The 26,358-nt window shown below is 44.8% G+C and carries 26 protein-coding genes and 1 other RNA gene; 15 read left to right on the top strand and 12 right to left on the bottom strand.

What is annotated here, in order from left to right:
• Window positions 1-85: 85 nt before the first annotated feature.
• The 5 genes from ACLVWU_RS17755 to ffs all read right to left on the bottom strand — a co-directional run bounded on the left by ACLVWU_RS17755 (window position 86) and on the right by ffs (window position 3,585).
• Window positions 86-679 carry a GTP-binding protein gene (locus ACLVWU_RS17755; RefSeq protein ID WP_413576230.1) on the bottom strand — a complete coding sequence of 198 codons (594 nt, stop codon included), beginning with the start codon at window positions 677-679 and terminating at the stop codon, window positions 86-88.
• Window positions 679-1,293, bottom strand: a complete 615-nt coding sequence (gene recR, locus ACLVWU_RS17750; RefSeq protein WP_413576229.1) for a recombination mediator RecR — start codon at window positions 1,291-1,293, stop codon at window positions 679-681. Before recR ends, ACLVWU_RS17755 begins: the two co-directional genes overlap by 1 nt.
• A 20-nt stretch (window positions 1,294-1,313) precedes the next feature.
• On the bottom strand, window positions 1,314-1,637 hold the full coding sequence (locus ACLVWU_RS17745) for a YbaB/EbfC family nucleoid-associated protein (protein ID WP_413576228.1): 324 nt from the start codon (window positions 1,635-1,637) through the stop codon (window positions 1,314-1,316).
• 11 nt (window positions 1,638-1,648) lie between these two features.
• Entirely contained in the window at window positions 1,649-3,457 is a 1,809-nt protein-coding gene (gene dnaX / locus ACLVWU_RS17740) for a DNA polymerase III subunit gamma/tau (protein ID WP_413576227.1), read from the bottom strand.
• Window positions 3,458-3,486: 29 nt separating this feature from the next.
• Window positions 3,487-3,585: signal recognition particle sRNA small type (gene ffs / locus ACLVWU_RS17735), an RNA gene on the bottom strand.
• Window positions 3,586-3,935: 350 nt separating this feature from the next.
• Between ffs and ACLVWU_RS17730 the strand changes: the two genes are divergently transcribed.
• Entirely contained in the window at window positions 3,936-4,304 is a 369-nt protein-coding gene (locus tag ACLVWU_RS17730) for a hypothetical protein (protein WP_413576226.1), read from the top strand.
• Between the two features lie 3 nt (window positions 4,305-4,307).
• Here the strand turns inward: ACLVWU_RS17730 and ACLVWU_RS17725 are convergent, their stop codons facing one another.
• Window positions 4,308-5,054 carry a hypothetical protein gene (locus ACLVWU_RS17725; RefSeq protein WP_413576225.1) on the bottom strand — a complete coding sequence of 249 codons (747 nt, stop codon included), beginning with the start codon at window positions 5,052-5,054 and terminating at the stop codon, window positions 4,308-4,310.
• A 325-nt stretch (window positions 5,055-5,379) separates the two neighbouring features.
• Between ACLVWU_RS17725 and ACLVWU_RS17720 the strand changes: the two genes are divergently transcribed.
• From ACLVWU_RS17720 to ACLVWU_RS17710, 3 genes are all read left to right on the top strand, one after another.
• Entirely contained in the window at window positions 5,380-5,916 is a 537-nt protein-coding gene (locus ACLVWU_RS17720) for a YceI family protein (protein WP_413576224.1), read from the top strand.
• A gap of 237 nt (window positions 5,917-6,153) precedes the next feature.
• Entirely contained in the window at window positions 6,154-7,260 is a 1,107-nt protein-coding gene (locus ACLVWU_RS17715; protein WP_413576223.1) for a hypothetical protein, read from the top strand.
• A 53-nt stretch (window positions 7,261-7,313) separates the two neighbouring features.
• Complete coding sequence (locus tag ACLVWU_RS17710; protein ID WP_413576222.1) at window positions 7,314-8,708, top strand: hypothetical protein; 1,395 nt, start codon at window positions 7,314-7,316, stop codon at window positions 8,706-8,708.
• Here the strand turns inward: ACLVWU_RS17710 and ACLVWU_RS17705 are convergent.
• Both ACLVWU_RS17705 and ACLVWU_RS17700 read right to left on the bottom strand, forming a co-directional pair.
• A complete protein-coding gene (locus ACLVWU_RS17705; protein ID WP_413576221.1) occupies window positions 8,662-10,713 on the bottom strand; it encodes a hypothetical protein in 2,052 nt (683 codons plus the stop codon). The two genes, ACLVWU_RS17710 and ACLVWU_RS17705, sit on opposite strands and share 47 nt — an antisense overlap.
• The gene (locus tag ACLVWU_RS17700) at window positions 10,685-11,590 is read right to left on the bottom strand and encodes a hypothetical protein (protein ID WP_413576220.1); all 906 of its coding nucleotides are present in this window, start codon (window positions 11,588-11,590) and stop codon (window positions 10,685-10,687) included. Before ACLVWU_RS17700 ends, ACLVWU_RS17705 begins: the two co-directional genes overlap by 29 nt.
• Window positions 11,591-11,606: 16 nt before the next feature.
• Between ACLVWU_RS17700 and ACLVWU_RS17695 the strand changes: the two genes are divergently transcribed.
• Together ACLVWU_RS17695 and ACLVWU_RS17690 are read left to right on the top strand one after the other, a co-directional pair.
• Window positions 11,607-12,323, top strand: a complete 717-nt coding sequence (locus tag ACLVWU_RS17695) for a sugar phosphate nucleotidyltransferase (protein WP_413576219.1) — start codon at window positions 11,607-11,609, stop codon at window positions 12,321-12,323.
• Window positions 12,320-13,228, top strand: coding sequence for a hypothetical protein (locus ACLVWU_RS17690; RefSeq protein ID WP_413576218.1), 909 nt, complete (start codon window positions 12,320-12,322; stop codon window positions 13,226-13,228). Before ACLVWU_RS17695 ends, ACLVWU_RS17690 begins: the two co-directional genes overlap by 4 nt.
• Here the strand turns inward: ACLVWU_RS17690 and ACLVWU_RS17685 are convergent.
• A complete protein-coding gene (locus ACLVWU_RS17685) occupies window positions 13,209-14,114 on the bottom strand; it encodes an NAD-dependent epimerase/dehydratase family protein (protein ID WP_413576217.1) in 906 nt (301 codons plus the stop codon). The genes ACLVWU_RS17690 and ACLVWU_RS17685 overlap by 20 nt on opposite strands.
• Before the next feature lie 10 nt (window positions 14,115-14,124).
• Between ACLVWU_RS17685 and ACLVWU_RS17680 the strand changes: the two genes are divergently transcribed.
• Window positions 14,125-14,517, top strand: a complete 393-nt coding sequence (locus tag ACLVWU_RS17680) for a hypothetical protein (RefSeq protein ID WP_413576216.1) — start codon at window positions 14,125-14,127, stop codon at window positions 14,515-14,517.
• Here ACLVWU_RS17680 and ACLVWU_RS17675 read toward each other — a convergent pair whose 3' ends face one another.
• Window positions 14,518-15,975 (bottom strand): hypothetical protein, encoded by a 1,458-nt coding sequence (locus tag ACLVWU_RS17675; protein WP_413576215.1) that lies wholly within the window; start codon window positions 15,973-15,975, stop codon window positions 14,518-14,520.
• Between the two features lie 46 nt (window positions 15,976-16,021).
• Here ACLVWU_RS17675 and ACLVWU_RS17670 point away from each other — a divergent pair, with 46 nt between their 5' ends.
• Window positions 16,022-16,954, top strand: a complete 933-nt coding sequence (locus ACLVWU_RS17670) for a glycosyltransferase (RefSeq protein ID WP_413576214.1) — start codon at window positions 16,022-16,024, stop codon at window positions 16,952-16,954.
• Here the strand turns inward: ACLVWU_RS17670 and ACLVWU_RS17665 are convergent.
• Window positions 16,951-18,384, bottom strand: a complete 1,434-nt coding sequence (locus ACLVWU_RS17665; protein ID WP_413576213.1) for a hypothetical protein — start codon at window positions 18,382-18,384, stop codon at window positions 16,951-16,953. The two genes, ACLVWU_RS17670 and ACLVWU_RS17665, sit on opposite strands and share 4 nt — an antisense overlap.
• 128 nt (window positions 18,385-18,512) lie before the next feature.
• Between ACLVWU_RS17665 and ACLVWU_RS17660 the strand changes: the two genes are divergently transcribed.
• From ACLVWU_RS17660 to ACLVWU_RS17635, 6 genes are read left to right on the top strand one after another with little or no spacing between them, the layout of a single operon-like run.
• Window positions 18,513-20,012, top strand: a complete 1,500-nt coding sequence (locus tag ACLVWU_RS17660) for a B12-binding domain-containing radical SAM protein (RefSeq protein ID WP_413576212.1) — start codon at window positions 18,513-18,515, stop codon at window positions 20,010-20,012.
• Window positions 20,005-21,183 (top strand): DegT/DnrJ/EryC1/StrS family aminotransferase, encoded by a 1,179-nt coding sequence (locus ACLVWU_RS17655; protein WP_413576211.1) that lies wholly within the window; start codon window positions 20,005-20,007, stop codon window positions 21,181-21,183. The genes ACLVWU_RS17660 and ACLVWU_RS17655 overlap by 8 nt, the downstream gene beginning before the upstream one ends.
• Entirely contained in the window at window positions 21,180-22,010 is an 831-nt protein-coding gene (locus ACLVWU_RS17650) for a transketolase (RefSeq protein WP_413576210.1), read from the top strand. Before ACLVWU_RS17655 ends, ACLVWU_RS17650 begins: the two co-directional genes overlap by 4 nt.
• Window positions 22,010-22,936, top strand: coding sequence for a transketolase family protein (locus ACLVWU_RS17645; RefSeq protein ID WP_413576209.1), 927 nt, complete (start codon window positions 22,010-22,012; stop codon window positions 22,934-22,936). The genes ACLVWU_RS17650 and ACLVWU_RS17645 overlap by 1 nt, the downstream gene beginning before the upstream one ends.
• Complete coding sequence (locus tag ACLVWU_RS17640; RefSeq protein ID WP_413576208.1) at window positions 22,933-23,862, top strand: NAD-dependent epimerase/dehydratase family protein; 930 nt, start codon at window positions 22,933-22,935, stop codon at window positions 23,860-23,862. Before ACLVWU_RS17645 ends, ACLVWU_RS17640 begins: the two co-directional genes overlap by 4 nt.
• A gap of 9 nt (window positions 23,863-23,871) precedes the next feature.
• Window positions 23,872-24,300, top strand: coding sequence for a VOC family protein (locus tag ACLVWU_RS17635; protein ID WP_413576207.1), 429 nt, complete (start codon window positions 23,872-23,874; stop codon window positions 24,298-24,300).
• A gap of 119 nt (window positions 24,301-24,419) precedes the next feature.
• Here ACLVWU_RS17635 and ACLVWU_RS17630 read toward each other — a convergent pair whose 3' ends face one another.
• A complete protein-coding gene (locus ACLVWU_RS17630; protein ID WP_413576206.1) occupies window positions 24,420-25,649 on the bottom strand; it encodes an NADP-dependent isocitrate dehydrogenase in 1,230 nt (409 codons plus the stop codon).
• 110 nt (window positions 25,650-25,759) lie between these two features.
• On the opposite strand from ACLVWU_RS17630, the gene ACLVWU_RS17625 reads away from it, so the two are divergent.
• A complete protein-coding gene (locus tag ACLVWU_RS17625) occupies window positions 25,760-26,338 on the top strand; it encodes an NAD(P)H-dependent oxidoreductase (protein WP_413576205.1) in 579 nt (192 codons plus the stop codon).
• Window positions 26,339-26,358: the final 20 nt, after the last annotated feature.

Below are 26,358 nucleotides of genomic sequence, written 5' to 3'. Positions count from 1 at the left end.
GCCTTGAGCGAACATTATACGCCCAAAAGATGCCGTATCCTATAGCACAGCAGTGCCTAGGTCGTAAGGAAAATCTGAATATGAACTAGAGTGTAGTTCCGCCCTTAAGGACGTTGATAATGGATTTAGAGGCTGTCTTTAATGACTCAAACACGCCTCGGCCTTCGGAAGCACAGCCTTCGATTTCAGGGGCGTTATAAGGATTCAAAGCACTTCTCATCTCGGCCAAAGAAGCCACATTGGGAAGATCGCGCTTATTGTATTGCATGATCAATGGGATCTCGCGGATGTCATAACCTTGTTGTTCAAGGTTCGTTTCCAGATTGCGAAGGGATTCCAGGTTTTCATCCATGCGCTCGATTTGCGAGTCAGCTACGAAAATAACTCCGTCCAAACCTTTTAGGATCAGTTTTCTGGAGGCATCGTAAACCACTTGGCCAGGAACTGTGTAAAGGTGGAAGCGGGTTTTAAAGCCACGGATTTCACCGACGTTCAAAGGCAGGAAGTCAAAGAATAGAGTACGCTCAATGTCTGTGTTCAATGCCACAAGCTTGGATTTTTGATCCTCAGCCGTTTTTTGGTAAACCCACTGGATATTTGTCGTTTTACCGCCCAATGAAGGACCGTAGTACACGACTTTGCAGTGAATCTCTTTGGCATTGTAGTTAATAAAGGACATTACAGCTCCACTCTATTTTGCATCGCTCGATTCATAGTTCTATCATCTATGAAATCGATGTCGCTGCCAATAGGAACTCCATGGGCAATGCGAGAAAGTTTCAATCCCTTGCCTTGAAGTTGCTTTGCTAAGTACAAAATCGTCGTATCACCCTCAAGATCTGCGTCCAACGCCAGGATGATCTCTTTAATCACGGGGCCATCGCCACGGATTCCAGCGTCTACGCGGTCGATCAACTCATGGATTTTAAGCTCTTTCGGGCCAATGCCTTCCAGCGGAGAGATTGCCCCATGCAAAACATGGTAGCGACCACGGAAAGCTCCAGAGGATTCAATGCGCATGATATCGGAAGGTTCTTCAACCACGCACAGAGCATCGTCGGCACGGTGGGCGTCGTTGCAGTAACGGCAAAGATCCGCATCCGTAAAGTTGTAGCAGCGAGGGCAGTCATGAACTTCCGCACGCACACGAAGAAGGGCCTCACTCAGACGCTCTGGAAACTCGGTCTCGGACTTGAGAATGAAATAAGCCAAACGCTGAGCCGTCTTCGGCCCGATACCAGGCAGACGACTCATTTCGTGGACTAATTTTTCAAGAGCAGTGATGTGAAGCAAGGGTTTCTCCGGTTAGCTGATTAGAACATTCCTGGAATGTTCATACCGCCCGTGATTTTCTCCATCTCTTTGGCAGAAATATCGCGAGCTTTTTTAACTGCTTCGTTAGTTGCAGACATGATCATGTCCTGAAGCATTTCAACGTCGCCGTCTTTCATAACGTCAGCACTGATTTTCAAAGAAGTGATCATGTGGTCGCCGTTAACTTTAACAGTTACAGCGCCGCCACCAGAAGTTGCTTCGTATTCAGCTTTAGCAAGTTCTTCCTGGGCTTTCTTCATTTTCATTTGCATTTGATTGGCTTGCTTCATCAAAGCTGCCATTCCGCCGCCAAGGCCTTTCATAGGAACTCCTTTTATTTCTTAGGCGAAGTTTCGCCTTTAAGTTCTACGATGGATTTGATTTTGCCCTGGAACGCTTCCTGAGCCGCTTTCACCATCGGGTTGGTGGTAATCTTGGTGCGGATCTCGTCTTCAGCCAACTGCACCTTTTTCTGTTGCAGAGCCTGGGCGGATTCGCCGACCTGATCACCCTTCATTAATACTTCAAAAGAATACCCAGCACCCCAGTATGAATCAATAAATCCTTGCAGCTTTTTACGCACCTGAGTGTCAGCCATTTGGTCCTTTAGGAATACCAATTTTGTCGGCACTCCCAGGGTCAAAAGCAGGCCTTCCTCTTTTACGAACAGAAGGTTTTCAATTTTCGCTGCAAACAGAGCGTCATCCTGGCGTAGCAATTCTACGAAATGCATCCATCGCTCGGTCGGATTCGCACCCGTCGCGATCTTTGGTGGTTCGGGTTTTACCTCCTCCACTGATGGAGCGGGCGTGTCCGCCGTAGCCTTGGCGGAGGAGGATGTCGGTGCTTTTTCAACAACCTTTTTCGCTGGAGACTCAAAGGCAGTCTTCATCTTCTCCAAGCCCGACGGAACTTCGGGAACGGATTGGGATTCTTTCAGTCGATGATGGCCTGGAGCTGTTGGAACTACCGGCGGAACATAGGGCCTGGCACCACCTGCGCTGTGAGAGGCTTGGGGACCATTTGCTAAAAGCGTTTTTAGGTCCGAAAGCTTCGGCGCAGATGCCATGCGAAGCAAAATCACCTCAAGAACGATACGAGGATCTTGGGCGCGTGGAATATCATTTCCACCTTTAAGTGCCATGTCGAAAAGCATGTGGATGTCTTCTTCGGACAGGCGTTGGGAAAGATCAGTCAAAGCCTGCAACTCAGTGTCAGGCATTTCCAGAATTTGTGCGGCTTGAGTTTCAGAAACTTTCACCAACAACAAATTGCGGATCATCTCAAGCAAGTCTTGAGAGAACAAATGCGGTTCAAAACCCGCTTTCGAGATTTTTTCGATCACAGCCAAAACCGCTTGGGAGTTGCGCTCAACCAAAGCAGTCAAAGTTTCAAACAACAAAGAGCGATCAGTAAGACCTAGGATTTCCACCACATTCGCGCGAGTCAAAGGACCGTTGGCGAAAGTGATAACCTGATCAAGCAAACTTTGTGAGTCACGCATGGAACCATCACCCTGGCGGGCAATAACCCAAAGAGCTTCCTCTTCAGCCGGAACACCTTCCTGATCGCAGATCAGTTTCAGGCGTTCAGTGATTTGGCGAGTGGTGATTCTGCGGAAATCAAAACGTTGGCAGCGGGACAAAATCGTTTGTGGGATTTTGTGAACTTCAGTCGTCGCCATGATGAAGATCACGTGGCCTGGTGGCTCTTCCAAAGTTTTCAGAAGGGCGTTGAAGGCACTCGTCGACAACATGTGAACTTCGTCGATGATGTAGATTTTGTATTTACCGCTGGTTGGCATGAATGCCACGGTCTCACGAAGTTCACGAATGGAATCCACACCGTTGTTGGAGGCTCCGTCGATTTCGATAACGTCAACGCTGGAACCGGTTGCGATCTCACGGCAAGAGTCACACGTATTGCACGGAACAAAACCTACTGAATTTGGGCAGCGCAAAGCTTTGGCCAAAATACGAGCAGAAGATGTTTTACCAGTACCACGAGGACCTGTGAAAAGGAGGGCGTGAGGAAGGCGGTTGTTTTTAAGCGCGTTCGCCAGCGTTTGGGTAATATGATTCTGTCCGACTACGTCAGTGAAGGATTGGGGACGCCATTTGCGCGCAATCACCTGATAAGACAAAACATTCTCCGAACTGCTTAAAACAAAAAAGTGGCCGAGCACCCCATATCACATGAACCCTCGAGTGCCGTTGCTTCCTTCCGGACCTAGCGGAGTTCGTCAAGGGAGGCATTGCATGGGACCCGGCCATGGATTGGTCTATCCTACTGGGGGTTGGGTTACATTCGATAACTCGTCGTACCAACGAGGAATTTTCCGAGGGTACTCCTCTCGTAATCGACCCGGGCATCCTGCCCTTGCCGCTCCTCCTTCGGAGGGGGCCTTCCGGGCCCCGCGGAGGTCGCTTCCGAGAGGAGTACCCTCGGAAAATCCCTCGTTGAACTCGGTTTTCTTTGTAAAGGGCAGTAGGAAGAGTCTCCTTGGAGAAATGGGGGAGGATGTTTTGGCTGGGTGCGTTGGTTTTTGTGTGCGGGGATGGGGTGTTATGGCTTTTTTGTTCTTGGGGGAGTGGTAGGATTTTCTAATTGGAGGTTTTCTTATGAAAGCTGTTTTTGGGGTTTTGGTTACTTTGTTGGTTTCGGTTTCTTTTGCTCAGTCTATTGGGGTTAAGGATATTCCGGCGGATGGGGATACTACTATTTCGGTTAAGAAGGGCTCTACTGTTGATAACAAGTATGAGGTTACTTCTGGTGAAGATGAGATTGAGGGTGAAGAAGCTACTTTGACTAAAGAGGCGCGTGCTAACTGGAAAAAAGCTTGCGCTGATTGGAAGAAAGAACTGAAAGAGCTTAACAAAGACAATCAGGTTCTTGCGATGAACTGTGGCAAGATGGTTTGTGCTAAAGATGGTGTTGAAAACACTTGCAGCTCCAAGGCTACTTATAAACTAAAAATTCAGGTTAAGTAGTTGTTATTCAATCTGGGGGCTTTTGCCGCGTTCTTTGGCGAAAGCCTTCCAGGTGCGAAGATATGACTCGCTTCTCTGTTTTGGGATTAGTGGGTCGACAAGTATCTTTTGGTACCCGGCAGTGCCGATATTCTTTCTGACAAATTCATCCACATCCGTGATTAGTTGCTTCCCTACTTCGCTTCTTGAGCAGGCGAAATAGGCGATCAGTTCTGCAGTGGCCTCTGCAATTGTGAATACAGAAAGGTCCTTACTATCCAGCTTTGCGTGGACCTCTAATGTCGAAATGTGCTCGATTGTATAATCAACCCGTCCCTTTGCGATCATTACCAGAACATTTACTGCAATAAAGTCTTGGGCGCTTCGGCGGAAGTTGCTGCCATTTGCTTTTGCCAGGACATCATCGATCTGTGGTCCATAGGATCGCTCCATCGAAATTGAGCCAACGATGCCGGGAATTTGAATCAATTCTTTAAGAGAAACTGCAGGCCCCTTTAGTTTTAGTTTTTCTGCGCGGTCCTTATTCATGATGACAACCGGTGGGGGCATTAAACTATAGGGAGTCCAGTATAGGTATTTCAAGCGGGTGCGATCCTCAAGGCAAGCTATAAAGCAGGTGTTATCCGTTTGGCGCATTTGAGTTAGGATTCGCTGAACATTCCCCTCAAAAAACGTGAACTCATATTGCGGATTCATTCGTTTCAATTGGCTGGTGAAATATCCTACGGGAGACTCGGGGCTGTGGCTCATAACTTTGATCCCGCTGGGGGTTCCGATCTTAAAGGGAATTTTGTTAGCTTGCGCCCGGCTGACGTTGTCAGAAAAAGTGAAAATTAAAAATAAGAATATTAATGAAATTTGCACATCAGTTCCCGTTTTCTAATTTTTAACACGGTTCAATTGCTCGAGCACGAGGGAATTGCCAGTGTTTTGACATGTGCTTTGAACCTTTGATGCTTGGAGGTGGATGGGTACATAAATGCAACAATGATTTGCGAATCAGTCCTCTTACGCGACAATGAGTTTTGGTCGATTATAGGGAAGTAGCAAATAACTAAGTCTCTAGGAGGACACTATGACTACAACTAAATGGCAAATCGACTCGGCTCACTCAAGCGCAAACTTCTCTATCAAACACATGATGATCGCAAAAGTTCATGGTGGTTTTGAAAAAATCAGCGGCACACTTTCCTTGGATGCTTCCGACATCACTAAATCAGTGGTTGAGGCATCAATTGAAGCGGCCAGCATCAACACTCGCGAAGGCCAACGTGACGCCCATTTGAAAAGTGCAGATTTCTTCGATGTCGAAAAATTCCCAACGATTACATTCAAATCCAAAAAAGTCGAGCGCTCTGGCGACGACGAACTGAAAGTGACTGGTGATCTTACGATTCGTGATATCACAAAAGAAGTGGTTCTGGAAGTTGAAGGTCCCTCTGCCGAGCATACGGACCCATGGGGTAACACTAAAATTGGTCTTTCAGCGAAAACCAAAATCAAACGCAAAGAATTTGGTTTGAATTGGAATGCCGCCCTTGAGGCGGGTGGTGTTCTGGTGGGTGACGACGTGACGATCACGTTGGATATTCAGTTCGCTAAAAACAAATAGTTCAATATAAACTGAAATTTGTAATGTAGAGGCGGTGTTTTGAGATGCCGCCTTCTATAAATAAACATTAGTTAAGCTAACATTAGATATAAGACTCATTCCGATACAAGTTTACTCTCTGGACCAATGTATAAGGTTGAGACATAAATTTTTAAGTATTTACTTAAATCTACCCAAATGATGTCATGATATCAGTACCCATTTTGGAGTCATCGGGATCGTTTGTAAGGGGAATGAATGAGTATAATACAGGTGCTTGTTGGCTTTGGATTAGCTGCAATACTTGGCTTGGCTGTCGCTGAGATGGGAAATACATCCAGTAAGCAAGCGGCCCAAGTGCGTGCTTCCTTGTCACGTGCATCGCTCACTCAAACTTTGCAGTCTGTTATTTCCTCAAATGCTGTGTGTACAGACTTGGTTAGTAAGACTCTTGCATTCGGACCCACTCAACCTGGTATTTCCAGTCATATCGCTTTAGATGGTCCAAACATCCCTGTTTCTTTTAATTTGGGATCTGGTTTGGTCGTGGCCGACGGACAAAACCTTCAGGCATATGGTCTGACAGTGGAATGGTTGCGTGCTTTTGATCCTGATGAAATTCCTAATGCCGTTCCGGCACCTAAAAGACTTTACATGACTGATCTTAAAATGAAGGTAAGACAAAATGCGGGTACTTCAAAAGTAGTTGATTTAAAGTGGATTGAAGTTGGAAAGGTGTACTTTGTAACTACCGGACCGATTAATGCAGCAGCAAGAGTTACGGATTGCTTTGGTACTTCAAACGGTAACTATCTATGTCCAAATCAAAATGATATTCAGACAATTCAAGGTGGATCGTGGACTTGTACTCCTATAGCTCAGGCTGTAGGAGGCGCTTTGTCGCAAGCTTGCGGAGGCGGAGGCTCGAATACTCAATTGATCAAAGGTGTCGGTGGGACAGCTGTCGGTTGTTCAAGAATTTACAAAATTACGGAACCATTCTGTGATGGTTGGGGCGCTGTTACAGCAGAATCTCAATGTAATACCCGGGCATGTCAAGGTAACGCGCCTAGTGGGGGAGGTGGGGGATCTACGGTTACGATCGGGGATCAAAATACACCTGGATTTACTGTGCCTGGTACTACAGTCAGTGTTTGGATTCCTGGCTCAACTGGTTCAGGTACAACGCCATCGTCTGGTGGTCGATATGTAAGCGTACCAATTCCTGATAGATACGTTGGTGGAGTAACAATCAGGGGCACCTCTTTTAGTATTCCAGCTGGAGCCTCTGTCGGATATTTCAGTTGTGGTGGGGGCTGTAATCGTTCAACACCTGCAAGATGTAATAATTCTCCGACATTCTAAGCATGAAGTCTAATTCGTCAAAGGCACTTTCTGCGGCTCTTTTCATTTATGGAATGTGGTGCTATCTGGCTGCAGTAAGCCGTAGTTTTCAAATTATTCGATTTCCCTTCACGATTGATTATGGAGAGTCCACAACTCTGCATCAAATAAAGGTTCTCTTTGATGGAATGAATCCATATACGCAGTCGGCTGCAGATGCATTTACCTATTTTTCCTACACACCACTATTTCCGTACTTAGCCTCGTTATTTGAATCCGGCCCTGAGTCATGGCTGTTTGCCGCTCGATTAATCAATACAATGTCGTTAGTGGGTGTGGGTTTGATTATCGCAAAAACGTTTTATGACTGGCAAGGAAGCAAAGCGACCACTTGGGATTTCGCTTTGCCATTTCTTTTGTGGTTCTCGTGGTTTCCGGTATCCAACTGGTTAGGCATGGGCCGTGTTGATGGCCTTGCACTACTGCTGCAAGTTCTGGGGCTTTACCTTTATGTTAAGCCCAGCAAGAAGTCTGTCTTGAGACTTCTTGGAATTTTCTGTTTTATCTTGGCATTCTATACCAAGCAAAGTGCAGTTTGGATTCCGCTTTCATTGATGTTGTGGGAGGCAATTCGTTTTCATAAAAAAGATTTGGGCAGCTGGGCGATGTATTTGATTGTAATAGCCGGCGGACTGCTGATCTTGAATCAAGTGACTGGTGGTCATCTATGGGTCCATCTTTTTGAGTCTAATCGAAATGAGTTTCGTATAGAAAACTTACTTGTTGCTCTGAAAGATAACGGTATTTTCCATCTGGGAATTTTATTGGTGGCCTTTTGCGGTTTGTTTAAGTTGGATTTGAAATCTTCGGATGGTCTGATGCTTTTGCTGGCGGTGGTATCTTTGATTTGGGTAATTGGAGCCGGTCGCGAGGGAAGTAGTTCTAATTTCCTTCTCGAGTTTTCAGTTGTGGTAACTTGGTTTGCAACAAGGGGATCACGTTTATTAAATCAAAATAAGATTCTGTCGTGGTCTGCCGCTATCATTGTTGTTGTGACATGCTGGCACAATATGGAGGTTCGGTCCTATTTTATTAAGGATCCAGGGCCGGAACTGTATTGGTCAAACTTCAACTCATTAGCCAAAGACAGTACTCAAAATGTTCTGGAAATAGTAAAGAAATCTGATGGGCAGGTGTGGTCTGAAAATCCCTCTCTGTTGATGTTTGCAGGAAAAGACATTATCTTTTGGCCTTTTGAGTTTGGTCAGGCCATAGCAAGAAAATCTATGAATGAGAATGTGCTGTTGGATCAGTTGGCCGACAAGAGAATTTCTTTGGTTATTAAAGAATCTGCGACAAGAGTTGCGCCCGTGCAGCGACTCTCGGATAAAATGTTAAATTTATTAAGTTCGAACTACAGAGTTATTTACTCAGACGACTTTTACGTCGTATATGGGCCAAACCCATAGCAGCAAAGGATATCCAAGAAGCCAATGAAATCACATAGGACATCCACATTATAGGTGATCTTTGATAGTAAAGTTTAGTGATCTCAGTGACTTTAAGAACCATGCCTGCGGGAACGTCCCTCGGAATTAATTCCTTTTCGTTTGCATTGTCATAACGAAATCCTGGAAAGTACTGCATTGCAACCTGCACCTCGGACGTGCCGGGCTGGGATTGTATTTCATAGTTCCCGGATGAAACTCTTACTATTACATGTTTTTCTTCGTCGGGAACCCTTCCGTCATCGGTTGGATTTTTGGTGCAGCGATAGTAAAACAGATCTACAGAGGCTGGGGGGGCATCGGGTTTGAATGTGCGAACAATAGCTGTTTCATGATTCAAGTAGCGATTCAGTGTCAGGGCCTCATACGAGTATGCGCCTGTTTGTGGGCCGAGACTCGATAAAAGGTTGTTATAGCAACTAACTAGTTTGTAGCGGTTTATATTGTCCTGAAAAAAGTAGTCCAACACAGCCTGATACGGTGGCATAAATACTTCCGTCACGGCAGTTTGATTCAAAAGGGATTTGAAAAAACAGTTTACCGCTTCGCAGGATTTGTCTTTAAAAGGATTTTTGAAATCACCATCCAGCACAGATGGCGGCCCCGTTAAATAAAAAAGTGAGGATGAAATCAGTTTATTTGCGGGAGCGCTTTCCCAGTATAGTCCCTTCATGAAGAAGGAACGCTCATTCAGTAGATGCGTTTTGATTTCAGACACAAAATCGACACCTCGGGAAACTCCAAAGAAGTAGGTGCGCCCGGCAGAAAAGTCATTCAGCTGAGCGGGTTCCATACTGACAACTTTCGGGGAGTACCACCATAGAAAATAACTTGGTGTGAAGTGACCACCAAAATTTCCAACCCAAGCAATTATGAACAGAAAGAAAATAGATACTTTTCTTTTCCATGAGATGGGTTCATTTAGCGCAAATGCTACGGCAAAAACAAAAAGAATCAGGGAAATAAATAGAAAGCGGTAATAGTGAAATGGAACTATAGGGAGGTGGTATTTCAATGAAATTTTAGCGATACCAATGAAGCTTACGAACACAAATGCTGCGAATGCCAAATAGTAGGAGAAGGTTTTATTTTTAAAAAATAAAAAAGAGAAGCCTACAAGGGTTAGCCAGAATCCTGTTCGCGTTGGGATCGACTCAAGCGTCACCAGATACTTTCCATTTACTAGCATTGGAATAAGAAAGAAAGCAGTGAGGCCAAACGAAATAACGCCCACATGGATCAACGAGCGAATATCTTTTTCAAAAATCTTTTTAATTAAATAAACGAGGACTGCAACAAACCCAAATATATAATGACTTAGTATCGTTAGAGAGATCCACAGTGCGGTCAGAGATTTGTCTCTCTTTTGAAACGAAAGAATCGCAAGTACTAGGAAGCCTGCAGAAAGGAACTGGTTTGTGATACCAGTTACGTAAATGTCCTGAAGCGTAAGACCCTGAAAAAACATGGTGACGGGATTGTCATAGAAGTTCAGGGAGTGGCCAAAATTTTTTTCAAATGAATAGACATTCAAGTAAAGCGTCCATGATGCAAAAACTATGAAGAACACCTTGGCAACTAGCTTATCCAAGCTTCGGCTGACTCTATACAGTGAATAAATATAAAATGAAAACAAAGCAAAAACGAACAGACTATAAAGTCCTCTATCATCCAGTCCACCCGTGGGTAGCCAAGAATTGAACTTAATTACAATTGCGAGCAAAAAGTCGTGCAGCGGCGGATAGAACAGATTCTGTATGCCGCCTAAAAAGTAGTGGTCATTGAATCCGTGAAGGCCCACTTCCAAAAGGTCTTTGCCGCTGGCGTAACGGCCGCCACCATCAAGGGTGTACAGGATGTTGCGATAATATAGCGCCAAAGCGCCGCTGATGCAGTTTAGGAAAATGATTTTTTCCCAATGGTGTTTTAGGAAGTTCTTAATTCCAGTCAACTTTGCGTACTCCATTACTAGTGCTTTCCACAAAAGACTTTTCCTGAGATTTTTCCACAGCCAGCACGCGCATTCTTTTTGAAAGGCCACAGGACTTTAATGCAAATACATGCGGAGGATTCTTGTCTGATCCTTGTTTGATATTCCAGCTGGATCTTAGAATTTTCTTAAACTTAGCACCATCATTCTGTTGCCATGCTTGCGCTGCATCTTGGGCAAACTGTTTCTGTAGCTTCAGGGAGGCCGCGTCTGGCAATTCCATCTCACCCAGGCTTGTTTCCTTGGATTCCAACACGTAAAACGAAAGATCCAACTTCTTTAGAAAATCACTGTCCAACTTTTTATGGATGATCTCTGAATCAGGTTTTTTCGAAAGATGATGAGCACCTTGAAGCAGGCAGGGATAAAAATCCTGAAATCCGCCGAAAATACTTAGGGTATTGCGCTCCAAGGTGTGAGCCGTATCCAAAATTCTCTGGTCGTCCCAGGTTTCATTCAAAAGCTGAAGGCAAGTCTTCAAAACCGATATCAAATGGGCGGAACTTCCGCCCAAACCTGTTTGAGGTGCAAAATCAGAGTAAGTTTTAAGCTGAATGCCGCACTTTAGATCAGTGATCTTACCTGCAAAGTGGTTAAGAACAGCCAGGCTGATTCTGAATTCATCTTTTGCAAGAAGCGCCATCTCGGGAAGTTTATCGATCTGCACGTGGGTTTTGTAATCCTTGGTCTCAACAGAAATATGTGGACTTTGGATTTTCTGAATTTCACAATGGGAGTAAGCTTTGAAAGAAGCATTGATGATTTCAGTTCCATGCTCGTTAGTAAAAAAAGGCAGATCTGTTCCGCCTCCAATTAAACCTATTCGATATGGAATACTCGTTTTAAAAACCATTTAGGGAAATGCTACTTTGGGAACTACAGAATTGGAAACAAAAACTTTAGTTCTGCTGGCTGGGGGCAAAGCCTCTCGCTTGAATGATTTTTTGAAAACGGATGACCAGGTAAAGTGCTTAAGCCGATTTGGCGACATGGTATTCATCGACTATCTTTTAAGTCAGGCAATTGAGGCTGGAATTAATCACGTGATTGTTCTTGCCGGTCCTGCCCTTGAATCCATTAGTGCGCATATCAAACAAAGTAGTTATCCAATAAGATTTTCATTTCCAAAAGAGGAGACTCGTTTGGGAACAGGCGGTGCGCTCTCTTTAATCGCTCCATTCCTGGATGAATCACGGTTTATTCTGTCCAATGCGGACACTTTCTTTGACGAGAATCCATTTCTGTTCTTTCAAGAGCGTTTGCTAGGTACGAATTCGGTGTTTCTATTAAGTTCACGAGCATCTCACTCAAATGCTCAGCTTCTGCAGGCCGCTAAGACCATGCACTGGCCAGATTTATACAATACTGACGAATTTTCTTATACAGGCATAGCATTGTTGAATTCAGATGTTTTTCTGAATTGGAAATCGCTGGGTCTTCCGGAGTGCTGTTCTTTTGAAAAGGATGTGTTTCCGAAAATAAAGAATGCCGCTGAATTTTACTCTGCTAATTTCGCTGAAATTGATTTTGGCACAGAGGATGGATTCCGCCGTTTACAGTCGATACTGATGCGAGAAGTGGTATGAACGAATATCAGCTTCTAAGAAAAAAGCACTTTGATGCAGCTGTGGCTCAGACGGGGTTCCAAACGCAGGAATCATTGACGGCAAGTTTTCAAATTCCCAAAAATTTGTTTTCTGAGTTACAGAAAACGGTGATGGACTATCTGTACACGTCCTCGCACCATGCAGCTGTTAAAAAAGAAGTCTTGTCGGACTTTTTAGAGGCCTTTTCAAGCAAGGCCAAGAATGTAAGTACATCGGGCATTGTGATACCCAAGTCGTACTGTGACCTGGCTTTCACCAACGTCCATCGCGTAATCGCAGAAGTAATGACGCAGTCAAATCTTCGTGAGGGTGCTGAATTCTGGATCTACCCATTTAATATTCGGCTAAAAGGCGCGGTGAAAACATCTGATGTCCTAAGTTATCCGACAGAGCTTCCTCACTCTGAAACTTGGGTGGGTTGTTCCAAGCGATCAGTTCTTTTGCATATTCCTGTCTTGGGGGATATGGAAAACAATCTTCTAAAGGTTTGGAAGCCTGGCGCTGAAATGAACGCAGACTGGTTAAGACCCCTGGCAAGCTATCATGATGCGAATGAATTGATTCGCAACAGTCAGGAACTTTCTGTATCCAGTCAAGCAGGCCAAGTTTTAATGGTGGATTCGTCTTTGCTGCACGGAACTTATCGACATCCCAACGCGGGGCCTAGGGTTTCTATTGATCTGAATGTGGTTTTGAAAAACTATTCGAATGATATTTTTCCGGATGAACATAATTTATTGGCAGAGCGCCAAAAGCTATCCAGTCAGGATTTTTTTGAAATCGGAAAATCTTTGCGCGTGCATTCACCTGATGGCGACGGTGACATTTTCTCCCCTGTAGATGGAATGCGGCATCCTGCGAACATCAAGATCGTAAAGTCGTAATACCTTTTTTCAGGGGAATCTGCGCTTTCCAACCAAGCTGACTCATTACTGAGGTATCCAGATACTTATGTTTGGCGCCTGAGAGTCCGTTGTTCACGAAACTTAAACTTCCGGAAAATCCAACGTGTGATTGAATAAGAGTGGCAAGCTCCGCTATCGAGGTAAGTTCATTGCTTCCGACATTGATGACGGAAGGCGCTTGCTCATATTGAAGGATGTGCATGGTTGCCGCTGCCAAATCGTCTGCATGCAGGAAATCTCGTTGATTGTCACCATCACCCCAAATTTCAACGGTCGCTGCTTGGGTGGAATTCGCTTGTTCCATTCTTTTAAGAAGGGAGGGAATGACATGAGAATTCTCAGAGGCTTCGCGACTTTGCGGGCCATAGACGTTACTCGGAATTACCGAAATGAATTTGGTGCCATACTGTCTGTTCATTGCCTCGGCCATGGAAAGTGCATTTAACTTGGCAACCGCAAAGTGCTTGCTGCTTTCTTCTATGGGTCCACTTAGAATCGAGGATTCGCGATAAGGTAAGGATGCATTCAGCGGATAGACACATGCCGGAATAAACTGAACTAACTTAGAAGCTTTGTATTTCAGGGAGGCATTTAGCACAGAAGTGCTCATGATCGTATTTTCCAGGGAAAAATCGGCGGGCATTTTAACATTGGCCGCGACTCCGCCACTTTTCCCCGAGGCGTTAATAACTATATCGGGTCTGTGTGTAGAAAAGTATTCTTCTACTTCCGTCGCGTTCAAAAGATTTAGTTCCTGGGAGGACGGCGCGAGCACGTGGAATGCTGAAGCATTCGTTAGTTTTTTTGCCAAAGCATTGCCGATCAGACCCGATTTTCCCAGTAGTAAAACTTTTTGACTAGCCATAGTTTATTTAGTGACTAACCAGAAGGCGAAAGCAACAATATTCCAAGTGAATATTTCCAAGTTAAATATCCTGATTCTGGTAGGTGTCTTTATTCTGGTAGCGATGCTAGCCAGTCAGCGCTACTATTACCTGTCCACCCAAAATGAGATCTGTCAGATTCAGAAAACTCAATTTTCCCATGAGCTTTGTTCCCCAGAAGGACAGTTAAGTGACTGGAAGCAGATCGAAGGCTTGGTTCAAGTCAGAATTCCCCCTGCAAATTCCAATGCAGAAGCTTACTTGGTAAAAAAAGAACTAACTAATGTCGAATGGGTGGAGCACCCGGGTTGGTTTGGGTTTAAGTATAACTGCATTTTTGACCAGGTTATCTTGGTTCAGAACAATCAATGTCAGATTCTTTGATCACTTCTTGCGAACGAAAATGAATCCTAAATCCGTAATTCTTTGTAAATGGTAGTTCTCGGAAATCACATCCAAGAAACCTGGTGGCAATTTGAACTGAGTCCACGCCAGATTCTTATCCGGATACTCTGTAAATAAAAGGGCGTCGTAGTTGGCTTTCAATGTCCCCGAAGTGTTAGTGCCAGCGCCAATCTGATTTTCAAAATACATATAATTCGCCGGGTATCCTAAAAGAGTACAAATACCAGGTTCATCGCAAAACACGGAAGAAGCGCCAGTTTCTCCAAGGTGATTCTTTGTGTTAGCCAATGCAGCTTCAGGATCTTGCCTGGTTGGGGGCCAAGCGCGGTGATTAAGATACGTGAACTTGCCGGATAGATTGTGGTTCTCGGCGTATGTCATTGCAAAGAATAGCAGTAAAATAACGACGGAAGCCGCTCGATGAGTATTCAACTTGGTAGTCAAAAGTGATTGAATACCCAAGAATGCCAGAAGCGCCAAAGGTATGCTTAAAGAGATGAAGTAGTTGAAATTCGACCCTGAACGGCCAAGTCCAAGAAGTACAAGTGCGCTTGCAATCAAAATCCAACAAAGCAAGAAAGTTCTGATAGTGGAGTTACTTGAAGATCTAAATCCAACAAAGGCCAATCCAAACAAAAATACATGAGCTGCCAAATACCCGGAGGTCAGTTCCAGAAGTCTTGATAGGTAAAATGGCTGCCCGCGAAGTTGAGTGATGGTGTGATGCCAGTAATTAGGACCTAACAGCCAAGTCACCACAAGTCCTAGAATAGCAACACCCAGTGCAATAGATGGAACTGATTTGAGGAACGCTTTTCGATTTTTTAGAAGCTCAAGAACAGCCAACAAAAGCGGGCCGGCTATGACATTCTGTTTGCAAAGAAATGCAAGGGCAAAGCAGGCAAATGGTCCCCAATAATTCCTTTTTGTATCTTTGATTGATCTGAAAAAAAGTAGAATTCCCAATACTTCAAAAAGCGCAGCAAGAAGATCCGCGCGGGCCAGAAGAGACCAATCGAATACAGCGGATTGATATAATACCAAAGTTGCAATTAAGGGCAGGAACTTCAGATTCTTAAGGCCAAATTGAAACAGGATCATCCAGGACAGAATTCCGATAACAAGAGCACTCATGACTGAGATTAGTCGGCCGGAAGCCAGAGCCTCATTTGCGTTATTAGATAGTTTTGAAATTAACGCCAAATGCAAAACTGGATAACCAATCGTCTCGCCCTGTTCATAGGCTTCTTCAGAGTAAAGCTTTCGTGGACTTTCGGAGCTTCGATACTTCTCTATGAAAGCCAAAGTCGTTCCCTCAGCGTAATCCCGATTTAGCCCATATTTGACTTCATTGACCGCAGTAAATAGATAGCTTCCCAGAAAAACCAAGGGGATCAGATAAAAGAAAATGGCTTCGGTCGCAGATGAAGTCTTCATTCTTTAAAGCTAGCATGATCAAAACGGCTATGGCAAAGTGGATGATATGCTTCTATCAGTGGTACTTACGAATTTAAATGAAGGCGCGACGATTCAGGAATTTATCAATCGCTGTGGGCAGGCTTTGGATAAAGTTAAGCAAGAGTTTGGCATCGATGGCGAAATGATTTTCGTCGATGACCACTCCAGGGACTTTTCCCCAAGCTTAATCAAAGATGCCATTCAATCTGACAAAAGAATCCGCATGCTACAGATGACCCGGAAGATGGGTCGCGATATTTGCTTCTTCGCCGGACTTAAAGTTGCTAAGGGTGATTTGGTTATCACAATGGATTCCGATCTTCAGGATCCGCCAGAGCTATTTTCCGAACTGATTAAGATGCATAAAACTACACAAGCGGACGTGGTGAATACCCATATGGTGGAACGTCACGGCGAAACTCTTTATAAGAGAATCATGTTAAAACTTTCCTACCGCGTACTAGCAATGTCTTATCCATTTAAGTATTCAATCGATTGCGGTAACTTCAAGCTTCTTACCCGCCGTGCAGTGAATGAAATTCTGCGCTCTGGGGAATTTGATCCCTATTTCCGAGCATACACGGATTGGATTGGACTTAAGCAGGCATACTTACCGTTTCAAAGACAGCCGCGTTTTGCCGGTGAAACGAAGTTTTCATTGGGTGGCACGCGCAGCTATTTGGAATTTTTCAGAGCTTGGACCCACTTCTCATACTTCCCACTCCATTTACCATTTTTCGTGGGTGCTGTATTCTTATTAGGGGCGTTAGCGGGCTTGGTTTCGCTTTTGAAAACATTTAATCAGAACACATTGCTGCTTGCCGTGGTCAGCTTCGGATTTTCAGCGTTGTTCTTTACTGTCTGGCTTTTTGGTTTCTATATTCGCCAAGTTCACACGGCTACCCGCAATCGGCCTCACTACATAGTAAATGAAGTCGTAAATTTGGAGCATCCTTAAGGGGATCTGGGTAACTTGCGGAATATCGTGTAACCAGGAAATTGTTCAAAGGGGGCAAGGTTCCCTAAAAAGTCCTGGTTAAATTGCAGATAGCTGCCTGTCAGATCTTTGAATCGTCCTTCGATTTCGTGCTGTGAATAGCTCCCATCTTGGCGCGCAACGAGTAGTAGTGGTTTTGTGTAAACTGCTTTTTGAGGTAACTGAAGTGCTTCAAATCTAAATATCGTTTCTGGTTTTGAGTTTAACCCCAGTGTCCACGAGTAAAAGTCCCACCAAGCCATGACGGGAACGGTGGTGAACATCGGTACAAGATGATTGTGTCGGCTATCAATAATCGCAACATAATCTTTAGGGGTGTCGGCCTGAATTCTCTCGGCGATGGCCATCTCTGTTTGTGAAGTTATTGGGTAAATTTCGGTCCATTCCTTTAAGGAAGGAATCACACAAATAAGGCAAATTACCGGAAGCAATTTCCGAAACGGCAGCAACTCTACGATCATAATTGAGCAGAGGAACATCATTAGTAGCGTGTTTTTGATATTATCATACTCATTGATCTGCCATTGAAATAGTAGATGCAAAAGTGTTAGAGATAAAATAAGCAAGAGTTCAAAGTAGCGCTTTTTGAATGCTGCAAGAGCAATACCAAGCACGTACACGACTCCGCCAAATAAGGGCCAAAAGAGTATTGGACTTACAAAAAATCTTTCAGCAGTCCAATTGGGTCTAAAGATTGGGTAGCCACTGGTGGCTTCTCCCCACAAAAGATTCTTAAAGGTGAATACAATTGCTAGACTTAAAAGTGCCCAAGCTATCGATTCGATGGGGATGGTGTGTTTTCTTTTGAAGATTACAATGGTAAATGCGATGGCCACCACAGCTGTAGATAGCAAAGTATGTGGATGAGTCAGGCACATCAAAAGAGTAATCGATGTTAATTTCAAACAGGTAAGTGCGCGTTGTTTAACTGTTTCTTTGACGTTTGAAGCAAGAAGATCACTAAACGTGTCGTAAACAATGAGCAATAAACTAAAAGTCAAAAGCAGACTTCGATTTGGACTGAATGTATTTAACCAAAGTTGCGGCTGAGTGCCCTCGCCGTTCGGCATGCTGGAAAACAGAAACAAGAACAATGAGGCTGCAATGGAGTTTTTATCGAAGTTCCTTCTTCGCAGAAATCTGTAAACACAATAAATAAAAAGAGCCGTAAACAGAATTGAAGGAATAAGAAATGCCGTTTTGAAGGGAACGCCCAATCTTAGAAGTAAACCAGAAGGAACATCTGCCCAAAATGGATAGTTATTGCGAGTATTATATACAAAAGGATTGTGGGTGTACCACTCTATCAGGGTTTGGTATTGAACTTTGGTTGCGTGAGCGAAATGCACCGGCCAATCAATGTAATTGGAAATCCCGCGAGCCCATAACACATCATCGTTCCAGTATAGGGCTGTTGGCCAATAAACAACGACAAGCAAAAATATAATGCAATATAATAACATGATTAATTATTGCACAAACTGCTGTTTATCCAAATAATAATTTTGGAGTGAATTCAGTGGATATACTTTTCTTAAATCCCCCTATTTCTGAACACGTCTACCAAAACTTAACTGGTGGCGTCGCTACATTGGAACTTCCGGTATGGATGGGGATGCTGACGGCGTCCATGAAAAGTATGGGCTACGATGCCGATCAAATTGATTGTGCGGCCGAGTCGCTGGCCACTTCTCAAACTTACGATCGGATCACCCAGCTTAAGCCCAAGCTTATCTGTATTGTGGTCTATGGCCAGCATCCGTCGGCTTCGACGCAGGCGATGTTTGGGGCAAGTTACCTTTGTACGGAATTAAAGAAACTTGATCCTGAACTTAAGATCATCATGCTTGGCGGTCATATCTCCGCACTTCCGCTGCGCACAATGCAGGATGAGGCCTGTGATTTTGTCTGTGAAGGGGAAGGCCCTAGAACACTAGATGCTCTTTTGCAAACGGATCTAGAAACCCCTGCCCATCTAAAAAAAGTTCCGGGCCTGTGGTTCCGTGACGGCAATCAGATTGAGCATAATCCAACGGCTCCACTGATCGAGCAAAAGTTGTTGGGCACAGTATTTCCAGAAGTGGATTTAAAGTCCTTGCCGATGGGAAATTACAAAGCACCGAACTGGCACTGTTTTGATCACATCGAACAGCGCCAACCCTATGCCACGGTCTACACCAGTTTGGGTTGCCCATTTCGTTGCAGCTTTTGCTGCATCAGTGCGCCCTTCGGTAAGCAAGGCACCTTCAGATACTGGGAGCCAGAATTCATCATCAAGCAATTTGATGTCTATGCGGCATTGGGAATTAAAAACATCAAAATCGCAGACGAGATGTTTGTTCTGAAGGAAGAGCACTTCCTAAGAATTGCCGAGCTTCTGATCGAAAGAAAATACAACTTCAATATTTGGGTGTTTGGTCGCATCGATACCATTAAACCCCAACACGTCGATAAGCTAAAAGCCGCAGGCATTAATTGGATCGTGCTTGGAATCGAAGCCTTCGATCAAAAAGTAAGAAGCGGTGTGAATAAAGGGCGCTATACCGAAGAAGACATCTTTGCAAAAACCAAGATGCTGAAAGATGGCGGCATTCACGTGCACGGAAACTTTGTTTTTGGACTACCGGATGATACTCTAGAGACCATGCAACGAAGTTTGGATTTGGCAGTAGAACTAAACTTGGAAACGGCCAACTTTTACTCCGCAATGGCATATCCTGGTTCTGAACTTTATCGCGAAGCTGTTCGTAACAATACGGAACTTCCGGAGACCTGGCTTGGCTACAGCCAACATTCCTATGACTGCAAGCCACTGCCGACCAAGTACATCAGCTCTGCTGAAGTACTAACATTCCGGGATCAGGCGTGGAGTATTTATCACAACAGTCCTGCGTATTTGAATTTGATTAAAACCAAGTTCGGTCAAAAAACTTACGACTACATTCTGAATCTGAAGAAGATAAACCTGGATCGTAAGTACTCGATCAACAAGGTATTGGCTAGGGCATCGTATGAATAGCTATCGCTGGCCCTTAATTCAGAACAATATCAACGAAGCTGATAAGACAGCCCTGGTTAAACACATCATGACCTCGGATCGTTTTACCCAAGGTGAAAAGGTTAAGCTTTTCGAGAAATCCTGGTCCCAATGGCTTGGGGTTAAGCACAGTATTTTCGTAAGTTCAGGATCCGCAGCAAACTTTCTGACTATGTCAGCTCTAAGGGACATCGGCGGAGTAGGTGAAGTCATTCTGCCTCCGCTGACTTGGGTATCTGATGTGGTTTCCGTGATTGAAAATGGTTTTACTCCGGTATTTGTTGATATCAATCCACAATCACTGGCCTTGGACTACGAGGGCATTAAAAAGGCAATCACTTCAAAAACCAAAGCTGTCTTCTTAACCCACATTTTGGGGTTGAACGGAATTGATAAAAAGATTGTCGAGCTTTTAAAGGCCAAGAATATTCCTTTAATCGAAGACGCGTGTGAATCCCACGGTGCCACCTATGGCAAAAAGAAAGTCGGAAGTATCGGTTTTGCCTCAAACTTCTCGTTTTACTATGGCCATCACATGACGACCATTGAAGGCGGCATGATCTCCACCAACGACCCGAAGTTTGCACAGTTAGTGCGAATCAAGCGCGGGCACGGTCTTCTGCGTGAATCGACGTCGCCCGATGAACTGCTGGGCTTCTTGGGTAACTCGCAAGGCGTGTATAAGGAATTTGATTTCCCTGTTGTGGGCTATAACTTCCGCAACAACGAGCTGGGTGCAGTCCTTGGAATTAACCAACTGAAACGTCTGGATAAGAATAACGTTCAAAGAAATCTGCGACTGCTAAGATTCTTAAAACAGCTGGATCGTAAGAAGTACTTCACGAACTATAATGTGAAGGGCAGCTCCAGCTATGCCTTGCTATTGCAGTTACGCGCAGAACAGTCGCATTTAAAACCCCAAGTGGAGCAAGTCTTAAATCGTCTTGGGGTGGAATACCGTCGCGGAATGTCTGGCGGGGGCAATCAAGCAAGACAAGGGTTTTTAAAAACTCGAGGAATTAAACTGGATCCAACTTTCTACGTGAATACTGAACAGATTCACCATAACGGATTTTACCTCGGTAACTTTCCGGGGTTACCACTAAAATGGATCGATGAGCTTTGCAAAGCTCTGAATGAGGTCGGCGAATGATGAACTTTGAAGAACTAAAAAAAATAGCCCACGATACGCGCACAGAAGTTTTAGAAATGTGCATTAAAGCCGGTACCGGCCATGTGACTTCATCGATGTCCTCGGTAGAGGTGCTGATCAGTCTGTATTTTGGCGGTCTGGTAAACGTAAAGCCTGAAGAACCCAAGTGGGCGGGTCGTGATCGTGTGATCATCAGTAAAGGTCAGTGCAGTCCGCTGATTTACAGTGTTCTTTCCAGAAAAGGATTTTTTCCGAAGGACTGGCTTAATGGATTCGCGCAAAAAGGCGGACACTTTGGCGTGCACTTACAAAACAGTGTTCCTGGGGTAGAGCTGACAACCGGTGCCTTGGGGCACGGACTTGGTGTCGCAACCGGTGTGGCACTTGCGGCAAAGATGAACCGCGATCTGCACATGGTTTATTGCCTACTGGGTGACGGAGAGCTTTACGAAGGATCCATCTGGGAATCTGCGATGTTTGCAGCTCACAACCAATTAAATAACCTGGTCGTGATCGTTGATCGTAATTTCTTGGCAACAACTGACTTCACCGAAAACATGATGGCTCTTGAACCACTGGATAAAAAGTTTGAAGCCTTTGGATTCAATGCAATCACAGTCGATGGTCATAATATCGAATCCTTGATCAACAGCATGGCGGGCCTTCGCAATCGCAAATCACGAAAGCCCACGGTGATCATCGCTGAAACCACAAAAGGTGCGGGAATCCCGTCATTGTCGCATAATCCAGTCATGCACGGAGTTCCTCCGAAAGGAACTCAGGAAATCAATCAGGCCCGCAAAGACCTGGCGAAAGGATCTATCTAATGATGCACACAGAACTTTCCCAGCGTGACGCCCTTTTGTCTGAAATTTACGAGCGTGGAAAAATGGACCGCGATGTCGTCGTTATTTCCGCTGATATGGGAGCTCCGGCCCTGGATCTGATTCGTCGCAATCTTCCAGGTCAGTTTTTCAACACGGGTATCGCTGAACAAAACGCGATTCTTGTGGCTTCCGGCTTGGCACTTGAAGGTAAAAAGGCGTTTGCCTTTGCGATTGCCTCTTTCATCACAGTTAACTGTCTTGAAAAAATCCGCGTGCAGATGTCGATAATGAAGCTGCCGGTTCAGATCATTGGTGTCGGTGGTGGTTTCAGTTATGCCGACTCGGGCCCCACTCATCATGGAGTTGAAGACGTCGCAGTGATGAGGGCTTTTCCTAATATCGAAATTCTTAATATTTCCAGTGCGGAAAATGCAGAGCTTGCCGCAAAGTACGTATTGGATAATCCGAATACTCCACGCTACATCCGCCTTGATCGTGAAGTTCTGCCTCACATCCCAGGTGAATCAGTGATTAACTTTACCCAAGGCTTCAGATACCTTAAAAGAGGCAGCGGCAAGCGATTGCTTTTGATAACGGGAAACCTAGTTCCAAAAGCCAAAGAGATTATGGAGAAATCTCCAGATCTAAGCATTATCGAAGTCGCACGTCTGGACATGGTTCATGAAAATCTTCGCAAAGAGCTTGGCCACTACCAACAAGTGATCTGTCTTGAAGAACATTTCCGTAACGGCGGCCTGGGCACAATGATTTCAGAGACAGTGACGGACTGGGGGATCCCTTGTTCGCTAAAACGTATGGCGCTCAATATGGAAGGTGGCTACACTTATAAATACGGCGGCCGTGAAGTGCTAAGACAGGATCTGGGCCTAAATATCGCAGAGCTATTTTCAGAAGTGACCGCATGAAAGTACTGATCACCGGAGCCGCTGGCTATAAAGGTACGCAGCTTGTGGATCTGATGCTGGCATCGGGCCACGAGGTCTTCGCACTTGATGATTTCCGGTACAATCAAAAGGTTTTTCAGGCGCACCTAAAGAACAGAAACTTTCACCTGATGAAGGCGGATGCGCGCGATACAAAAGCCTACTCAGATTGGCTCAAGAAATGCGACGCCTTTATTACCCTGGCTTGTTTAACGGGCGCACCGGTCTGCGAGAAGAATCCAGAGCTCGCAACCTCAGTAAATCATCAGTCCATCATTGATGGCATAAGCCTTTTATCCAAAAATCAGATGGTGCTTTTCCCAATGACCAACAGTGGATATGGCGTGGGTGGAGAAGCCTACTGCGATGAAACGTCTGCATTAAAGCCCTTGTCCCACTACGCACGACTGAAAGTGGAAACTGAGAAAGCTGTGCTTGATCGAGGCAACGCAGTTTCATTTCGTTTCGCCACTTTGTTTGGTGCAAGCTATCGCATGCGCTATGATCTGCTGGTGAATGACTTTATGTGGAAAGCGCAAACTGCGGGTGAAATTAACCTTTTCGAAGGACATTTCCGCAGAAATTTCCTGCATGTGGTAGATGGTGCACGAGTATACGGGCACGCCTTAAACAACTGGGATAAGCTGAGAGATGGCATTTTCAACGTGGGTCTAACGGCTGCCAACATGACCAAACTTGAGCTTTGCCAAGAAATTCAGAAAGTGGTTCCGAATCTGCGAATTACCACCAACAATGAGGCGAAAGACCCTGATAAAAGGGACTACGTCATCTCCAATGAAAAGATCGAAAAAACCGGATTCCGCTGCGAGCACAGCCTTCAGGATGGACTCCAAGAACTAAAGAAAATATTCATCTTGGGCCGAAGCGCGGAAGACTCCAACCAATAGGGGAAACTTATGGAAGTAAATGAAATTTATCGTGGCCGCTTGATTGATCACCTCCAACTTGTTGTAAAAGATCTTGAAGCGACGAAAAAATTCTACCTTCCAATTTTTGAAACCCTGCAAATCCCTATTGGCGGCCTTGGCGAAGACTTTATCTGGGTGGATGAGTTATTTATTTCTTCAAAAACAAGCCAGGCGGCTCAAGGCGAGCTTACCGGCAGAACGCATCTGGCATTTCAGGCAAAAGATCGTGCCATGGTGGATCGCTTCTATGAAGTAGCACTGAAGTCAGGCGGTAAAGACAACGGCAAACCTGGCGAGCGTCCTTATCATCCAGGTTACTACGCCGCTTTCGTCATTGATCCCGACGGAAACAACATCGAAGCCGTTTTCCATGGCCCCGGTAAAAAGAACGTCGACGCCATCAAGATCACCTGGTAGTCGCAAGAGGTAACAGTTCCCTTTTTGGATCGCACTGCGTTCCAAAAAGGGAACTGTTACCTCAAAAAAAAGCCCCGGGTTTCCCCAGGGCTTTTAAATTTCAAATCCGAAAATTCGAATTACATTGATAGAGCTTTTTTCAAGTTCTCGTCAAGTTTCGCCAAGAATGGCTCAGTGTTCAGGTACTTGTCAGCTGGAACTTTGTCGCCATAGATACAAACTGCAAGATCCTTAGTCATGAAGCCAGCTTCAACTGTAGCCACGCAAACTTTTTCCAAAGTTTGAGCGAACTTAACTAGTTCAGGATTGTTATCCAAGTTACCACGGTGCTCAAGACCACGAGTCCAAGCAAAGATGGAAGCGATTGGATTTGTAGAAGTTGGTTTACCTTGTTGGTGCTGACGGTAGTGACGAGTCACAGTTCCGTGAGCTGCTTCAGATTCCATTGTTTTACCATCTGGAGTAACAAGAACTGAAGTCATCAAACCAAGAGAACCGAAACCTTGAGCTACTGTATCAGACTGAACGTCACCATCGTAGTTCTTACAAGCCCATACGAAGTTACCATTCCATTTAAGAGCAGAAGCAACCATGTCGTCGATCAGGCGATGTTCGTAAGTGATGCCAGCTGCATCGAACTTCGCTTTGAATTCTTTTTGGTAGATGTCTTCAAAGATATCTTTGAAACGACCATCGTACTTTTTCAAGATGGTGTTTTTAGTGGAAAGGTACAAAGGCCATTTTTTCGTCAAAGCTTGGTTGAAGCAAGAACGAGCGAAGCCAGTGATAGACTCGTCAGTGTTGTACATAGTTAGAGCAACGCCATCGCCTTTGAAGTTGTAAACTTCGTGAGTGATAGTTTCGCCACCGTTTTCAGGTTGGAAAGTAACAGTCAATTTACCTTTACCTTTAGTCACGAAATCTGTTGCGCGGTATTGGTCACCGAATGCGTGACGGCCGATACAGATTGGTGCTGTCCAGTTAGGTACCAAGCGTGGAACGTTTTGGCAGATGATTGGTTCACGGAAAACAGTACCATCCAGGATGTTACGGATTGTGCCGTTTGGTGATTTCCACATTTGTTTCAATTTGAATTCAGTTACGCGTGCTTCGTCAGGTGTGATCGTCGCGCACTTGATACCAACATTGTACTTTTTGATCGCTTCAGCAGCGTCAACAGTCACTTGGTCGTTGGTAGCATCACGATGCTCCATGCCCAAGTCGTAGTACTTAATGTCGATGTCCAGGTAAGGAAGGATTAGTTGTTCTTTGATGAACTTCCAGATGATTCTCGTCATTTCGTCGCCGTCTAGTTCAACGACGGGATTTGCAACTTTGATTTTTTTCATGAGTTGTCCTTTGAAGGGTTAATAAGCCCCTGAAATATAGAACAGCGGTTTCCTTGTGACAAAGAATAGAGTGAGTTATGCTTTGCAGCAGTAGTATTTGAGGAGGTTCTGTGAAGAAGATCTTGGTTATCAATGGACATCCAAACGTAGACGCGCTGGGAAGTGAGTTCGCTCGTATCTATTCGCAAGCCGCGCGGGAAGCGGGTTTTGAAGTAAAGTTGACGAATCTTGCTGACCTCGCTTTTGACCCGATCTTGCATAAGGGTTATTTGAAAATTCAGGATTTAGAACCCGATTTGCTTCAGGCGCAAAAGGATATACAGTGGGCGGAACATATCGTCATAAGCTTTCCTATGTGGTGGTCCTCAGTGCCGGCTCTATTGAAGGGATTCTTGGATCGCGTGTTATTGCCTGGGTTTGCCTTTAAGTACCATAAAAACGACCCCTTCTGGGACCGCCTGTTAAAGGGGCGCACCGGGCGAATCATTTTCACTACGGATGCACCCTGGTTTTATAACTGGATAGTGAATCGTGATCCGACAATTCGCATGATGAAAACCGGCACCTTGGAGTTTTGCGGAATTAAGCCCGTGGGTGTCACGCAGCTGGACTCTTTGAAGAGTCGGAAGCCTCAGGAAATTGAGAAATTTTTGAAGAAGATCAAAGAGCTTGGAAGTAAAGGGAAGTAAAAAAAAGCCCCCGAAGTACA

Origin of the sequence: Bdellovibrio sp. HCB290 (genome assembly GCF_047305925.1) — a bacterium.
Taxonomy (GTDB): Bacteria; Bdellovibrionota; Bdellovibrionia; order Bdellovibrionales; family Bdellovibrionaceae; genus Bdellovibrio.
Note: the sequence above shows the minus strand (reverse complement) of the source record. Positions and strands in the feature narration are given on the sequence as shown.